The following is a 15898-nucleotide window of genomic DNA, read 5'->3' as shown; positions in this document are numbered from 1 at the left end:
ATATCGCTAGATAAACTAGCGAAAAAGGAGAAAAGATGACAGACCTGGATGTGGTCGTTCTACTCGACGAGGACGGAAACGAGATCGGGACCGCTCCGAAGTCCAGCGTCCACGGCAGCGACACCGCCCTCCACCTCGCATTCTCCTGCCACGTCCTCAACGACCGAGGAGAAGTGCTCGTCACGCGCCGCGCCCTGTCGAAGAAGACCTGGCCAGGGGTCTGGACGAACTCGTTCTGCGGCCACCCGCGACCCGCCGAACCCGTCGCGAGCGCGGTTCATCGCCACGCCGGTCATGAATTGGGGCTTTCCGTTCGCGGTCTCGAGCTCGCCCTCCCACTCTTCCGTTACCGTGCCGTCGACGCCGACGGCACGGTAGAGAACGAACTCTGCCCGGTCTACGTCGCCTATGCCGACGGCGAGCTCGAGCCGAACCGGGCGGAGGTCATGGACTCCCGCTGGGTAGACCCGGCCGAGCTCGCGGCCGCGCTGACCGCGACGCCGTGGGCGTTCAGCCCGTGGCTCGTCCTGCAGGCCCAGCAGCTGCACCTCTTCGATGCTCCACGATTGCGCCGAGCATCATGATCACGCTCCCCCCGGACAGCGCCGCCCGCGTCGACGCCGCCATCGAACGGAGCCTGACACGCCTCAGCGCCCGCGGTGCGCGCTATTCACGATCGCTCGAGGATCTCGTCCATGCGACGACCCTCGCTGCGGACGGAGGGAAACGGTTTCGCCCCGCCCTCGTCGTCGCGTCTTTTCGCGCGTTCGGAGGAAACGCCGACGACGTGCCCGCCATCTGGGATGTCGCCGCGGCGTTCGAGCTGTTGCACACTGCCTTCGTCGTGCATGACGACGTCATCGACCGCGATGTCGAGCGTCGAGGAGTGCCCAACGTGTCGGGGAGCTTCCGTCAGCGCGGCGAGGATGCTGGAGCGGCGCCGGACAACGCGGTCCTCCTGGGAAGCGCGGCAGGTGTGCTCGCGGGCGACCTGTTGCTCTTCGAGACCGTCAGACTCATCGCGTCCGCGCCGCTGAGTGCAGCGCAACGAGACGGACTGCTCGGCCTCGTCGACGATGCCGTCCTGCGGTCGGCCGGCGGCGAACTGCGTGACGTGGAACACGCCATCCTCCCCCGCATTCCGGATGCCGACGAACTCCTCTCCACCGCGTACGAGAAGACCGCGGTGTACTCCTTCGAGGCCCCCATCGCCGCCGGCGCTCTCCTGGCGGGTGCATCGCCCGCTCAACGCGCGCAGGTGAGCGATGCGGCGGGCCGGCTCGGCCTCGCATTCCAGCTGGTCGATGATCTGATCGGCACGTTCGGCTCACCCGCACAGGCGGGTCGTGCCGCCGGAGCGGACCTGCGCGAATCGAAGCGGACCACGCTGATCGCCCTCGCCCAGCGCTCTCCCGACTGGGCCCGGGTCAGTGTCGCCCTTGATCTGGCGCCCACGGGTCCCATCGCGATCCGACGCGCCCAGAAAGTGCTCACCGCGAGCGGTGCCCGCGGAGCCCTCGTCGATCTGATCGCCTCGATGATCGAACAAGCGCGCGTCGTCGCCGCCGACCCCCTGTTGCCGACTGCCGCCGTGGAACTGCTCGCCGGCATCGCCGACCGCATCGAGAAACGGATGCCGTGACCACCTCACTCACGACCTACAACAGTGCGGCCCGCGAAGCCGCCGCCACCGTCATCGGCGAGTATTCGACGTCCTTCGGGCTCGCGGCTCGACTGCTCGGAGCGCGCCCGCGGCCCCATATCCGCACCGTGTACGCGCTGGTCAGGATCGCGGATGAGATCGTCGACGGCGCAGCGGCCGAGGCGGGCCTCGATCCCGCAACGGTCCGCCGCGTCCTCGACGAGCTCGAGGCGGAGACTCTGATCGCCCTCAGCCGAGGATTCAGCACGAATGTCGTCGTCCATGCCTTCGCCCTCACCGCACGCGAGTGCGGCATCGGCGCCGACCTCATCCGCCCGTTCTTCGCCTCCATGCGAACCGATCTCGACGTCTCGACACACGACCCGGCGTCGCACGACGCGTACGTGTACGGGTCTGCCGAGGTGGTCGGGCTCATGTGTCTGCAGGTGTTCCTGAATGCCGGGGCTCCGCACCCCGTCACCCCGGATGCCGCCCTGGTCACCGGCGCCCGGCGACTCGGCGCCGCGTTCCAGGACATCAATTTCCTCCGCGACCGCGCGGTCGACGCGGATGTCCTGGGCCGCGACTACCTCGGCATGGACGGACGCGCCGTCACCCGCGAAGACGTTCTGGACCGGATCGATGCCGACCTCGCCGCGGCGGCCGCCGTCATCGACGACCTCCCGGCGGATTGTCGGCGCGCCGTCAGCACGGCGCATGACCTGTTCGCCGAGCTCGCGCAGCGTTTGCGCCATGCCGAGGACCCGGACGTGCGGGTGCGGGTGCCCGGTTTCAAAAAAGCGGCGATCGCCGCGCGTGCTGCGGTCTCCGGCGGACCGAGAAAGACCAGCGAATGAACGTCATCATCATCGGCGGCGGAATCGCCGGCTTGGCCACGGCAGCCCTCCTCGCTCACGAGGGGCAGAACGTGACGCTCGTCGAAGGACGTGCGGAGCTCGGTGGGCGGGCGGGGTCCTGGGAGCAGGACGGATTCCGCTTCGACACCGGCCCGAGTTGGTATCTCATGCCCGAGGTGTTCGAGCGGTTCTTCGAGCTGCTCGGCACGACGGCGGCCGCCGAACTCGACCTCGCACCGCTGACACCGGCGTACCGGGTGTATGCCGAACCGACCGGTGATGGTCCGGGCGAACGCGTCGACGTCGTCAGCGGACGCGCCTCGGTGCGGGCCTTGTTCGAGCAGCGCGAACCCGGCTCGGGCGACCGCCTCGAGGCGTATCTCGATTCGGCGGGCGAGGCGTATGACCTCGCCGTCTCACGCTTCCTCTACGACTCCTACGCCACGACGGCGGGCCTGCGTGATCGCGAGGTGCTGCGCCGACTCCCCCAGCTCGCGCCGTTGCTGACCACATCGCTGTCGCGGCACATCGAACGGCGGTTCTCCGATCCGCTCCTGCAGCAGATTCTCGGATACCCGGCGGTGTTCCTCGGCGGCTCACCGTATGGCGTGCCGAGCCTGTACCACCTGATGAGCCATCTCGATCTGAGCCAGGGGGTGCTCTACCCCGCGGGCGGGTTGATCGAAGTCATCCACGCGATCGAGCGCCTCGCGCGTGCCGCCGGCGTGACCATCCGCACCGGCGTGCCCGCCCGGCGCATCACCACCGTCGGGCGCCGGGCCACGGGCGTCGAGCTCGAATCCGGCGAGACCATCGATGCCGACCTGGTCGTCTCGACCGCTGACCTCCACCACACCGAGACCGCGCTACTCCCCCCGGACCTCCAGACGTACCCGCAACGCTGGTGGGATAAGCGCACACCCAGCCCGGGGGCGCTCCTCGTCCTGCTCGGTGTCGACGGCGAGCTGCCGGAACTGGCCCACCACACGCTCCTGTTCACGCGCGAGTGGTCGGAGGGGTTCGATGCGATCTTCGGCGATGATCCCCGCATCCCGGACCCGGCATCGCTCTACGTCTGCACGCCCAGCGTGACCGACCCGACGGTCGCTCCGGCGGGATCCTCGAACGTGTTCATGCTCGTTCCGATCCCCGCGGACCCGACGATCGGTCGTGGCGGCGTCGATGGCGACGGCGACCCGCGCGTGGAGGAAGCCGCCGATCGGGCGATCGCTCAGCTCGCGCAGTGGGCCGGCATCCCGGATCTCGCCGCGCGCATCCGCGTGCGTCGCACGATCGCCCCCGGCGACTTCGCGCACGACCTGCACGCGTGGCGCGGCAACTCACTGGGCCTCGCCCACACGCTCGGACAGAGCGCGATGTTCCGCCCCAAGAACGCCTCTCGCCGCGTCGCCGGCCTGTACTACGCGGGCGCCTCGGCTCTCCCCGGAATCGGGCTGCCGATGTGCCTCATCTCGGCAGAACTGGCCGTGGAGCGCATCCACCGCGACGCACCGGCGTCCGTCCGCTGATGCCGGGCCTCTACCTGATCGCGATTCTCCTGTCGGCGGCGGGGGTTGCCGCGCTCGATGCCCGATTCCGGCTCGCCTTCTGGCACCGGCCCGGCCGCGCGGCGCTGGCCGTCCTCGCCGGTACCGCTCTGCTGCTCGCCTGGGACATCGCCGGCATCGCGGCAGGCGTTTTCGTCAAGGGCGACAGTCCACTCCTGCTCGGCATCGACCTTGCGCCGCACTTGCCACTGGAGGAACCCTTCTTCCTCGCGTTCCTGTGTCAGCTCGCGCTGACCGTCTGGGCCGCCGCCGAACGACGCGGCACACGGCGACGGGAAAGGATGCCGTGACCTACGCGCTGCTGATCATCCCGTTCGCGATCGTGACGCTCATCGTGACGCTCGCCACGGTACGTCGGCCTGCCTTCGGCAGACGCATGGGCTCCTCCGCGATCGCCGCCCTCGTCCTCGTCGTGCTCACGGCCGTCTTCGACAACATCATGATCGCCGTGGGCCTGTTCACCTACCCGCCCGAGCATCTCTCCGGCATCCGCATCGGCCTCGCCCCACTCGAGGACTTCTCGTACCCCGTGTGCGCGGCGTTCTTCGTTCCTGCGGTCTTCGTCCTCTCCTCACGCGGGCGTCGCGCATGAGCGGCCGCGGCGTGCTCGGCCACCTCATCGTCTCCTCCCGCCCGGTGAGCTGGATCAACACGGCCTACCCGTTCGCGGCGGCCTATCTGCTTTCCACGCGCGAGATCGATATCACGTTGATCGTCGGCACGCTGTTCTTCCTGATCCCCTACAACCTCGCCATGTACGGCATCAACGATGTGTTCGACTACGAGTCGGACCTCCGCAACCCCCGAAAAGGCGGCGTTCAAGGCGCCGTGCTCGACCGCAGTCTGCACGGCGTGACACTCTGGGCTGCGGGGCTGTCGTGTCTTCCGTTCGTCCTCTACCTCATCGCGGTAGGCAGCCCGCTGTCCTGGGTCGTGCTAGTCACGAGCCTCTTCTTCGTCGTGTTCTACAGCGCACCGCCCCTGCGCCTGAAGGAGCGGCCCTTCGCCGACTCGGGGACCAGCAGCATCCACTTCTTCTCGCCCGCCGTCTACGGATTGGTCCTGGGGGGCGCGGACGCCGATCTCTCGCTTGTTCTCGTGATCGTCGCATTCGCTCTCTGGGGCATCGCCTCGCACGCATTCGGCGCGGTGCAAGACGTCGTCGCCGATCGGGAGGCGGGCATCGCCTCGATCGCGACGGCCCGCGGTGCCCGATGGACCGTACGGTTCGCGCTCGTCTGCTACGCCGCCGCGGGACTCACGATGCTGGGCGTCGCTTGGCCGGGGCCCCTTGCGGCCGTCGTCGTGGTCCCCTACCTCGCGGCGGTCTGGCCCTACCGCAACCTCGACGACGCCGAGGCCGAGCGCGCGACCGTGGGATGGCGCCGCTTCCTCTGGATCAACCAACTGTCCGGCTTCATCGTGACGCTGTTGCTGATCTGGTGGTGGCTGCTCACCGGTTGAGCTGCCACCACCAGATTCAGCGAACGCTCACTCGCCGGAGAGCGAGAGCAGCTGGGTGACGGCCGCCGTCAAGCGGGCGTCGGCCTCGGCGAACGCGGTGAGGTCGCCGGCCTTCAACGCCGTGTCGCGGTCGAGCATCGCCTGCTGCGCGTCGGCCAGAGCTGCCTGGAAGGCGATGTCGGTACCGCCGGTGCTCCCGCCGGTTTCCTCCCCCGGGTCGCCGGACTCGGTCGGCTCGGGCGCCGGTGTGGCGTCGCCGTCACCGGCGTTCGCCCCGGAGTCGCCGCCGAACAGCGTGTCGAGCGCGCCCTGCAGGGTGTCTTCGAAAGCGACCTCGTTACCGAACGCGACGAGCACCTTCTGAAGCGTCGGCAGCTTCGTCGAGCCCGACGACTGCACGAACACCGGTTGGACGTAGAGCAGACCGCCACCGACCGGCAGAGTCAGCAGGTTGCCGTTGAGGACGTCAGATTGCCCCTGCTTCAAGATGTTGATGAACGCGGACACGCTCGGATCGGCATCGAACGTATTCTGCACCTGACCGGGACCGGGCACGGGCGTCTCGGCATTGATCTCGAGCATCCGGAGCTTGCCGTAGCTGTCGCTCCGGGTGCCATCGGCGGCGCCGGCGTCCGAATCGACCGACAGGTAGCCCATGAGCACGTTGCGGGTGTCCTCGCCACCGGGGATGAAGGTCGTGAACATCGAGTATGTCGGCGACTCTTGGCCGGGCATCTGCATCGTCAGGTAGTACGGCGGCTGCAGGACCTCGACGTCGGAGACCGGATCATTCGGGGTCTTCCAGGCGTTGTCGCGTGCGTAGAACGACGCGGCGTCATCGACGTGGTAGGTGCCGAGCATCGCGCGCTGCACCTTGAACAGGTCCGTCGGGTAGCGCACGTGGCTCATCAGGTCGCCGCTCATCTCGGTGATCGGCTTGAGCGTCGACGGGTAGACCTTCTGCCACGCCTCCAGGAGCGGGTCGGTCTCATCCCACGCATACAGCGTGACCGATCCGTCGTACGCGTCGACGGTGGCCTTGACCGAGTTGCGAATGTAGTTGACGTCGTCGAGGGCGACGCGGGGGGCGGTGTTCGTCGTGTCACTGATCGCGTCACGCAAGCTCACGATCGACGAGTACGGGTAGTCCGCGCTCAGCGTGTAGCCGTCGACGATCCAGACGATCCGCCCGTCCACGACCGACGGATACGGGTCGTTGTCGAGCTCGAGATACGGAGCGGCTTTTTGGACGCGCGTGATGGGGTCACGGTCGTAGAGGATCTGCGAGTCGTCGTTGATGCCGTCCGAGAACAGGATGTCGGTCGCCTGGAACTTCAGCGAATAGATCAACCGGTTGAAGATGCTGCCGACCAGCGGACCACCATCGCCCGTGAACGTGGTCTTCGTCTGCGCCGCTCCGTCTTCACCGCGCGGATAGTCGAGCTCGATGTTCTCCGAGCCTTCCGGAGCGCCGACGATCGAGTACAGCGGCGAGGTCTCGCCGAAGTAGACGCGCGGCTCGTAGTCCTCGCTGTCCGTGAGTTCACCCGTCGCCGGGATGCCGCGCTCGACGAACACGGGGTTGCCATCGGCGGTGCGCTCGTTGCCCTTGGCCGCGACCATGCCGTAACCGTGCGTGTAGACGAGGGTCGTGTTGTACCAGGAAGCCGCGTTTCCCAGCTGCTCGAGGTTGAGCTCGCGCACCGAGACGACGGTGTCCTGGGACTCGCCGTTGATCTGATAGCGGTCGACATCCAGCGGATCGGTGAACTGGTAGTACGAGCGATACTGCTCGAGCTGCCGAACCGTGGGCGAAATGATCGCCGGGTCCATGATGCGGATGGATGCGGTGGTATCGGCGTCCTCACGCAACTGACCGGGTTCCGCATCGGTCACGGCCTGGAAGTCGCTCTTCTCCAGTCCATCGATGCCGTACGCCTTCTGCGTCGCGTCGATGTTGCGCTGGTAGAACTCGCTCTCCAGGGTCTCCTGGTTCGGACGCACCTGGATGTTGGAGAGAACCCAGGGGTAGGCGATGCCGACGACGAGGGATGAGACGATCAGCAGGCCGGTACCGATGAGCGGAAAGCGCCAGCGGCCGATGACGGCGGTGACGAAGAACAGCACGGCCACGAGGATCGCCGCGACGGCGAGGATCGTGAGCCCGGGGATGATCGCGTTGACGTCGACGTACGTCGCACCCGTGATGCGCTCGCTCTGCGTCGTCAGCGTCTTGAACCGGTCGAGCCACAGGCTCGCCGCCTGGACCAGCAGGTAGATACCTGCGATGATCGCCAGCTGGATGCGGGCGGGCTTGGAGATGCGCAGTTCGCCCTGGCCGACCCGGATCGAGCCGTAGAGGTAGGTCACGAGGACCGTGACGACCAGGCAGACGAGGATCACCGCCGACAAGAACCCCAGCAGCGAGGTGAAGAACGGCAGCGAGAACAGGTAGAACCCGGTGTCCAACTGGAACTGCGGGTCGAGGTCGCCCGAGTCGACCCGGTTCATCCACAGCCACACCGTCTCCCACTGGGCAGACGCCGCGAAGCCGGCGAAGAAGCCGAAGAAGATCGGAATGCCCCACATGGCGAGGCGGCGGAGCGGCTCCACGACCTCTTGGTAGTGATCGAGTTGCGAGCTCAGACGGGCGTAGACGGGGCGCAGGCGGTAGCCGAGCTGGATGGCCAGGAACACCGGCCCCGCCATCGCGACGAAGCCCACGAGGAACATCACGATCCGCGCTGTCCACTGCGTCCACAGGACGCTTTCGAACCCGAGCTGGTCGAACCACAGCCAATCGGCGTACAGGCTGGCGAAAATGAAGAACCCCACGACGATCACGGCAATCACGGCAAGCGTGATTCCGATCGCACGTCGGAAGGGACTGGGCGTGGCCTGTGTCGGCGCTGAGGTCGTGGTCACTCTTCTATCCTAAGCGGGCCTTCTGCGACCGGACGCGCTACTGGCAGGTCGACAGGTCGGCGAGGTCGTCGCCCTCGCGGATCGCGGTGAGGACCGCGAGCGAATCATCCAAGGTCGCCACGGAGAACACCTGCAGGCCCGGCGGAATGTGACCGACGACCTCGCCGCAATTCGTCTCCGGCGTCAAAAAGTAGTCGGCTCCGGCATCGACCGCACCGTACATCTTCTGACGAACGCCGCCGATCGCGCCGATCGTGCCCGCGGCGTCGATCGTTCCCGTGCCGGCGATGTCCTGGCCGCCGTTGAGCTCCCCCGGGGTGAGTGTGTCGATGATCCCCAGGGCGAACATCTGACCGGCGCTGGGTCCACCGACGTTGTCGAGCTGGATTGTCACGTCGATCGGGAAGTCGTAATCGTGCATCGTCGAGATGCCCACGAGCCACACGGTCTCACCGTCGACGGACGATTGCGTCGGCGTCACGGTCTTCGTCAGCGTCCGACCGTCGCGTTCGATCGTGAGGTCGACCGGTGCGCCGTCGCCGTCGTTGATGACTTTTCGCAGCTCCTCGGTCTCGGTGACCTGCGTACCGTTCGCGGCGCGGATGATGTCGTCGGGCTGGAGGATCCCCTGCGCGGCGGAGTCCTCGGTGAGCGAGTACACGCGCACCATCGCGTTCACGTCGTAGCCGAGTTCGGTCAATGCGGCGGCGGTCGCTTCCTTCTGCGAGTCGACCATCATCACCGCGCTCTCCTCGTTGCGCTCGTCCGTGCTCTGCCCCTCGGGGAAGACATCGTCGAGAGGGATAACAGCGCGCGAGGAGTCGAACCATGCCGAGGCGAGTTCGAACCACGACGGCGTGCGGTCGCGATTGCCGACGACCTGGACCGTCAGCAGGTCCAGTGAACCGGCGGTCTCGAACGTCTCGGCCCCCTCGATGCTGATCAACGGGACCTCGTCACCGCTGTTGCTGGTGACGGTTCCGAGAGTGTTGAAGACGGGGCCGGGTTGCTGGATGACGAACGAGCTCGGCAGAAAGGTCAGCGCGAGCAACGCGAACAGAGCGATCGTGAGCGCCCAGATACCGGCAACGGTCGCCCGGGGAAGCTGCCGCCGCGGGGCGGGAACGATCGTCGTGTTCTCGTCGAACAGTGCCACGGAGGAGCCTTCCTGGCCGGTCGTTCGCGACCGGCGTACACGGGAGATCCTCTACCGGGCCCGATCCGGGCCGGGGCGAGAGGACGTGCGACTAGCGTAGAGCGCGACGAGTTCTGCCCGCTGAAAGGCGCCTGATATGGCTGATGACAATCTCGACCGCCCCGACGACCGGTCCCCCGAGGACCAGTTCGCGGAGATGCTCCGCAACATCCTCGGCGGGGGCGCCGAAGGGCTCGATCCGAGCCGCCTGGAGGCGCTGTCCGGGCTCGGGGTGGATCCCGCGATGCTGCAACAGATGATGCAGCAGATGCAGGCGGCGTTCACGGCCGGCGGGGACGGCATCGACTGGTCCGCCGCGAAGACGAGCGCGCTGCACCTCGCCAACAAGGACGGACTCAGCATCACCGCCGGGAACCGTCAGGAGTTCGACCAGGCGTTCAGCCTCGCGACCCTGTGGTTGAGCGAAGCCACCACGATCTCGGACCTGCCGCACCCACCTCGGGCCATCACCCGCGGTCAGTGGGTCGAGGCCACCCTGCCGGTGTGGCAGGAGCTGGCCGAGCCGGTCGCGGATTCGATCGCCGGCGCGCTGACCGCCGCGATCGACGAGCAGACCCCGGAAGAGATGAAGGGCATGATCGCCGGAGCGGGGCAGTTCATGCGCCGAATCGGCGGCTCGCTGTTCGCCGCCCAGCTGGGTGCGGTCATCGGCCGCCTATCGCTCGAGGTCGTCTCCGGCGGTGACGTGGGCATCCCGATCCTGCCGGACGGTGAGGCCGTGATCGTGCCGCAGAACTTCGCCGACTTCGGTCGGGACCTGGAGGTGGACGGCGATCAGCTGGCGCTGTACCTCGCGACGCGCGAGCTCGCCCACGCCCGTCTCTTCCGCCACGCTCGCTGGTTGCGCCTGCACGTGATCTCGCAAGTGACCGAGTTCGCTCGGGGCATCCATGTCGACACGAGCGCGCTCGAAGACCTCGCGTCGCGGTTCGATCCCTCCTCGCCCGACGAGCTCCGCACGGCGCTCGAGTCCGGAGCTCTCCTGCCGCAGCGCACGGCGGAGCAGGATGCCGCCCTCAGCCGCCTCGAGAACCTGCTCGCCACGATCGAAGGCTGGGTCGACGTCGTCACCGCCGATGCGACCGCACGGCTGCCCGAAGCGGCGAAGATCGCCGAGGCCGTGCGCCGCCGCCGCGCCGTCGGCGGCCCCGCCGAACAAGCCATGGGGTCGCTCGTCGGACTCGAACTGCGTCCTCGGCGCCTCCGCGAGGCCGCCGCGATGTGGCGTGCCGTCGGTGATGCGGTCGGTACCGCCGACCGCGACAGCCTGTGGGACTATCCCGATCTCATGCCGGAGGCCGCCGACATCGACGACCCGGCGGCGCTCGTCGCACGTCTGCAGGCACGGGCGCGCGGAGAACAGCCCGAACGCGATGCGTTCGACGATGCCCTTGATGCACTGCTGAACGGGGCCGATCGCGCCGAGGGGCCCGACTCCGCCGATACGGGCGACTCGGACACTCCGGAGGACCCGCGCCCGGTCTGACACGTGCTGCTGTGGAGAGCTGAAGCGTCGGCCGCAGCATCCGCGGCACAATCGGCACATGCTCCGACTGGCACCCTCGCACGCACCACTCTGGCGCACGCCGTCGAGCCTGCAGTTGGGGTCCGAGCCGGGTATTCGTGTCGACGATGTCACCCCGTGGCAGGAGAGTCTGCTGTCGGCGCTGCACGACGGCATCCCCGATGCGATGATCTTGCCGCTGGCGAGGGTCGCGGGTGCGCCGGCCGACGCCGCTGCGGCGTTCGTGGCGAGGATCTCACCCGCGCTCACGGTGGGCACGCCGCCGCGGCCGCGGGTGTGCGTCGAACTGCCGGCCGACATCGACATCGGTGACGCCGATGCGCTCGCCGACGCTCTCGAGGTCGGCGGGGTGGAGGTCGTGGCGACCACCCGATGGGCACAGGCTCATCCCGATCCGACTGTGCCCGTGATCGTCGTCGCCCATCGCCTGGTCGAACCGCGCCGTGCCGCCACACTGATGGCGCGGGACGTGCCGCATCTCCCGCTCGAGCTCGCCGGCGACCGTGTGACGGTCGGTCCCTTCGTCATCCCCGGCGTCACGGCGTGTCTGGCCTGCACACACGCTCATCGGCGCGACGCCGATCCGAGCTGGCCACTGCTGGCGGCGCAGATGCTCGCGCGCGGCGCGATGCGCACCGACCGCGCGCTGCTCTGGGAAGCCGGCATCCTCGCCGGACGTCTGGTGACCGGAGCGAGCCCTCACGCGGCGTCGGTCAGCGTCCGCTCCGCGGACGTCCGCCGGAGCTGGCACGGCCACCGGCCGCACGCAGAGTGCTGGTGCCGATCTCCTGAAGGAATCGCGACATCTGGCGAGGTCGCGACCCGCTCGCCTGCGACCACGACAGCGACAGCGTTCGACCGGCCCGCGTGATTCCGACGTACGCGAGGCGGCGCTCTTCGTCGACCTGTTCGAACGTGGTCGCGTACGAAATCGGCAAAAGGCCTTCGCTCATCCCGACAAGGTGCACGTGCTCCCACTCGAGCCCCTTGGCGGCGTGCAGCGTCGCCAAGGTGACGGTCCGCAGCGTGGGTTCGTGCTGGCTCTTCGCGCGGGCGAGCAGTTCATCCGTGAAGGCGCGCAGCGAGGTCCCGGCCGGCGCCTCCTCGGCGAGCCGGAGGACGGCAGCTCGCGCCTCCCAGGCATCCCGAAGCGCCCCGCCGGCCGGCGGAGGATCATCGGTGAGGCCGAGGGAACGCAGGACATCGCGGACGGCGGCGACGAAGGTCGTCTCCAGCGGAGCGACCGATGCCCCCCGCAGGGCCATGACCGCCTGGCGGACTTCGGGGAGGTCGAAGAACCGCTTGCCGCCGAGAACCGAGGCAGGAATCCCGCGTGCGGCCAACGCGGCCAGCAACGGCGCCGACTGCGCGTTGGCGCGGTAGAGCACGGCGATGTCGTGGGCATCCGTCCCCGCACTCATCTGCGCCGCGATCGCGGCCGCCACCCCGTCCGCCTCTGCCGTGTCGTCCGGGAAGGCCGTCACGGTGGGCTCCGCACCCGACCTGGGCGGCGCGTCCGGACGGACCGCGGCCGACAGCACGAGCGCGCCGGGGCGACCCCGCATGAGCTCGTTCGCGACGGCGAGGACGGCGGCATCGGATCGATAGTTGCGCTCGAGGCGCACGATCTGCGCATCGCCGTACCGGTCGCCGAATTCGAGGAGGAACCGAGGATCTGCCCCCGCGAAGGAATAGATCGTCTGACTCGCGTCGCCGACGACGCAGAAGTCCTGGCGATCACCCAGCCACAGGTCCAGCAACCGCGCCTGTACCGGCGACACGTCCTGGTACTCATCGACCGTCAGATGCCGGTACTGCTCGTGGATGGCGGCGGCGACTCGAGGCTCGGCTTCGACCATCCCCGCGCACGCGAGCAGTACGTCCTCGAAGTCGAGCTGTCGCCGTTCGTCCTTGACCTTCTCGTAAGCGCGCTGCAGATCGGCGAGCGCCTGCACGTCGACCCCGGGGAGCCCGGTCGGATGCTCAGCGGCGTCGCGATCGATCGAGATCATCCGGACTTTCCGGGCCTCGATGCGCCCGGCCACGTCGCGGAGCGTCGGCGCGTCGAGCCGTAGACCCAGGCCGTCGGCTGCCTGACCGAGGACGCGCACCTTGTTGTCGATGATCAACGGGGCCACGTCGCCCGCCAACTGTGGCCAGAAGAAGTTCAGCTGGGCAAGAGCGGTCGCGTGGAACGTGCGGGCGGCGACCCCCTCCACCCCGAGCGCGCGGAGGCGACCGCGCATCTCACCGGCGGCCTTGGTCGTGAAGGTGACGGCCATGACACGGCCCGGGGAATATGCCCCGGTGTCGACGCCGTGCGCGATGCGATGAGTGATGACCCGGGTCTTCCCGGTACCGGCGCCCGCGAGCACGCACACCGGACCGCGGAGCAGCGACGCTGCTTCGCGCTGCCGGTCGTCGAGACCTTCCAGCGCGCGATCGTTCACTCCGGATGCTCCACCCAGTCGAGGATGAGCCGACGGGCGATGGATGCCGTCCCAGGCAACGCGAAGTCGGCCTCTCCCGCCAGAGCCGCCGTGAGCTCGGCACGCGAGAACCATCGGACGTCGACGATCTCCTCCCCGTCGGGTCGTGCGGCGGCGTCATCGAGGGCGGCGGCGTGGAACCCCAGCATGAGTGAGCGCGGATAGGGCCACGCTTGCGACCCCCGGTAGCGGATGTCCCGGGCGATGACGCCGGCCTCTTCGTGCACCTCGCGGACGATCGTCGCCTCGGCGGATTCTCCCGCTTCCACGAATCCCGCGAACGTCGAATAGACGTTGCGGTCCTTCCACATCGCGTTCTTCCCGAGGAGCAGGCGGGAGCCGTCGGCCGAGGCGACCGCGACGATGACGGCCGGGTCGGTGCGCGGGAAGTGGTCGCGCCCGCAGTCGGGACAGCTCCGCGACCAGCCCGCCGTGCGGACGATCGTGCGCCCCCCGCACGCGGGACAGAACGGCGCGTCGAGCAACCAGCGGCCGAGCGCGACGGCTTCCACCAACAGGCCCGATTCGACCGGTGAAAGCTCACCGCCGACGGCTCGCAGACTCCCCCAGTCCTCCGCATCAACGGGACGTTCGGTTGCGGCTGCGACGGCGGCCACGAGTCGCGCGGAGCCATCCTCGTCGCGACCCAAGAACGCCCACTGCGCCCCCTCCGAGATCGCCGACGGAGGAACCAGCAACAGTGCCGGCGCGCCCCGGCCGGGCTGGAGCGGGGCCTGGTCGCCCTGTAACGCGACGACTCGCGTCGTGGGATCGGCCCGCAACGCCTCGAGGAGGCCCTCGCGCGTGCGTTCGTCGGCTGCCCGATCGATCGTGGCGCGGGCCAAAGCCGGAAGTCCGAGGTCGTTCAGGGGTGTCATCGCGAACCTCTCTCACCAGGCACGGTGCGAATGCCGGGCGTGGCACGGATACTTCACGCCGCCGCGCACCTACCCTGGGGTCATGGCACGCTCACCCCTCACTCTAGCCGCGTCGGTGACCTCCGCTCTGCCCCGCGCGACCGTGGTCGGCGTCGGTCCGCTGACCGAGGGCACGACCGGTCGCTACGACAGCGCGATCGCGACCCTCGACGACGGACGACGCGTCGTCGTGCGTGTCCCCACCGACCGAGACGCCGACGTCGCCCTGCGCGCCGAGGCCCACGCGCTGAAGGCCCTCACGGCCGGCGTGCGCGGCGTGCTCCCCTTCGGCGCCCCCGACGTGCTCGGCGAAACCGCTGTCGACGGCGTGCACGCCGTCGTCCAGACCCTCCTCCCCGGCTACCGCGTCGATGCGATGCACGTGCCGGCCGGAGACGGTGTTGCAACGGCGCTTGCGGCCGCCATCGCACGGGTCCATGACCTGCCCGTGACGGTCATCCGCGATGCGGGGCTTCCCGTTCAGACCTCCGCGCAGGTGCGCGACGACGCCGAGCGACTGCTCGATCGAGCCGAAGCGACCGGTCACCTCCCGTTCGGACTGCTCCGCCGCTGGAGCACGGCGCTCGGATCCGAGCCGCTGTGGCGATTCGAGACGACCGTGACCCTCGGCGGGGTGGACCCGGCATCCTTCGTCCTGGAAGACGACGAGGACGGCGCACCGCACGTCACGGGCCTGCTCTCCTGGGGCGGTCTGAGTGTCGGCGACCCCGCCGTGGATCTGCGGTGGACATCGTCTGCCCCCGACGCTCGCGAGGACGTCGTCGACACGTACACCCGCCTGTCGCACCGCGCACCCGATGGTCTGCTCGTGGCGCGCGCCCGCTTGCACGCCGAGCTGGAGTTCGCGAAGTGGCTCGTCCACGGACACTCTGCCGGCGCCGAGTCGGTCGTCGCCGACGCCGTCGCTCTGCTGACGGCGCTCGAGGACAGCGTTCGGGATGAGCCGCCGCTCGCTCACGAGACCGTGTCAGTGGATGATGCGATCGCGGTCCTCGGTCGCGTCCCCGCGACAACGGGCGACCTCGGACATATCTCCATGGAGACCGACGCCTTCGACGCGGAGTCCCTCGCATCCTTCAGTCCGGAAGAGCTGGATGCCGCCGGCATCCCCACGGCTCCGATCGAGATGTCCGATTGGGCTCCGCTGCGCGGCGATACCGGCGAGGCCGCGGCTGCTCGCGATGACAGCGACGACGGCACAGACGACGATCCCGATGCCGCAGCGCGCAATGCACTGCGCCGATGGACCGACACCGCCTGAGACTCGGCGCGGA

13 protein-coding genes are annotated in these 15898 nt (G+C 68.7%); 9 read left to right on the top strand and 4 right to left on the bottom strand.

Features of this window, described 5'->3' with window-relative positions; all coding sequences use genetic code 11:
• The first annotated feature begins 35 nt into the window (after positions 1-35).
• Genes idi through N4R40_RS03465 form a run of 7 tightly spaced genes read left to right on the top strand, consistent with a single transcriptional unit; the run spans position 36 to position 5531 of the window.
• Complete coding sequence (idi, locus tag N4R40_RS03495; RefSeq protein ID WP_261605974.1) at positions 36-584, top strand: isopentenyl-diphosphate Delta-isomerase; 549 nt, start codon at positions 36-38, stop codon at positions 582-584.
• Positions 581-1642, top strand: coding sequence for a polyprenyl synthetase family protein (locus N4R40_RS03490; RefSeq protein WP_261605973.1), 1062 nt, complete (start codon positions 581-583; stop codon positions 1640-1642). Before idi ends, N4R40_RS03490 begins: the two co-directional genes overlap by 4 nt.
• On the top strand, positions 1639-2499 hold the full coding sequence (locus N4R40_RS03485) for a phytoene/squalene synthase family protein (protein WP_261605972.1): 861 nt from the start codon (positions 1639-1641) through the stop codon (positions 2497-2499). Before N4R40_RS03490 ends, N4R40_RS03485 begins: the two co-directional genes overlap by 4 nt.
• A complete protein-coding gene (gene crtI, locus N4R40_RS03480) occupies positions 2496-4028 on the top strand; it encodes a phytoene desaturase family protein (RefSeq protein ID WP_261605971.1) in 1533 nt (510 codons plus the stop codon). The genes N4R40_RS03485 and crtI overlap by 4 nt, the downstream gene beginning before the upstream one ends.
• The gene (locus tag N4R40_RS03475) at positions 4028-4357 is read left to right on the top strand and encodes a lycopene cyclase domain-containing protein (RefSeq protein WP_261605970.1); all 330 of its coding nucleotides are present in this window, start codon (positions 4028-4030) and stop codon (positions 4355-4357) included. Before crtI ends, N4R40_RS03475 begins: the two co-directional genes overlap by 1 nt.
• Complete coding sequence (locus N4R40_RS03470) at positions 4354-4659, top strand: lycopene cyclase domain-containing protein (protein ID WP_261605969.1); 306 nt, start codon at positions 4354-4356, stop codon at positions 4657-4659. Before N4R40_RS03475 ends, N4R40_RS03470 begins: the two co-directional genes overlap by 4 nt.
• Positions 4656-5531, top strand: coding sequence for a prenyltransferase (locus N4R40_RS03465; RefSeq protein ID WP_261605968.1), 876 nt, complete (start codon positions 4656-4658; stop codon positions 5529-5531). The genes N4R40_RS03470 and N4R40_RS03465 overlap by 4 nt, the downstream gene beginning before the upstream one ends.
• A gap of 27 nt (positions 5532-5558) precedes the next feature.
• Here N4R40_RS03465 and N4R40_RS03460 read toward each other — a convergent pair whose 3' ends face one another.
• Both N4R40_RS03460 and N4R40_RS03455 read right to left on the bottom strand, forming a co-directional pair.
• The gene (locus N4R40_RS03460; protein WP_261605967.1) at positions 5559-8456 is read right to left on the bottom strand and encodes a UPF0182 family membrane protein; all 2898 of its coding nucleotides are present in this window, start codon (positions 8454-8456) and stop codon (positions 5559-5561) included.
• 37 nt (positions 8457-8493) lie between these two features.
• The gene (locus N4R40_RS03455) at positions 8494-9612 is read right to left on the bottom strand and encodes a YlbL family protein (protein ID WP_261605966.1); all 1119 of its coding nucleotides are present in this window, start codon (positions 9610-9612) and stop codon (positions 8494-8496) included.
• Between the two features lie 136 nt (positions 9613-9748).
• Between N4R40_RS03455 and N4R40_RS03450 the strand changes: the two genes are divergently transcribed.
• Entirely contained in the window at positions 9749-11158 is a 1410-nt protein-coding gene (locus tag N4R40_RS03450) for a zinc-dependent metalloprotease (RefSeq protein WP_261605965.1), read from the top strand.
• Between the two features lie 752 nt (positions 11159-11910).
• On the opposite strand, the gene N4R40_RS03445 is transcribed toward N4R40_RS03450, so the two are convergent.
• Together N4R40_RS03445 and nudC are read right to left on the bottom strand one after the other, a co-directional pair.
• Positions 11911-13647 (bottom strand): ATP-dependent helicase, encoded by a 1737-nt coding sequence (locus N4R40_RS03445; RefSeq protein WP_261605964.1) that lies wholly within the window; start codon positions 13645-13647, stop codon positions 11911-11913.
• Entirely contained in the window at positions 13644-14564 is a 921-nt protein-coding gene (nudC, locus tag N4R40_RS03440) for an NAD(+) diphosphatase (RefSeq protein ID WP_261605963.1), read from the bottom strand. The genes N4R40_RS03445 and nudC overlap by 4 nt, the downstream gene beginning before the upstream one ends.
• A gap of 82 nt (positions 14565-14646) precedes the next feature.
• On the opposite strand from nudC, the gene N4R40_RS03435 reads away from it, so the two are divergent.
• Complete coding sequence (locus tag N4R40_RS03435) at positions 14647-15885, top strand: phosphotransferase (protein WP_261605962.1); 1239 nt, start codon at positions 14647-14649, stop codon at positions 15883-15885.
• The last annotated feature ends 13 nt before the right edge of the window (positions 15886-15898 follow it).

Source organism: Microbacterium memoriense (assembly GCF_025398275.1).
Classification (GTDB): Bacteria; Actinomycetota; Actinomycetes; order Actinomycetales; family Microbacteriaceae; genus Microbacterium; species Microbacterium memoriense.
Note: the sequence above shows the minus strand (reverse complement) of the source record. Positions and strands in the feature narration are given on the sequence as shown.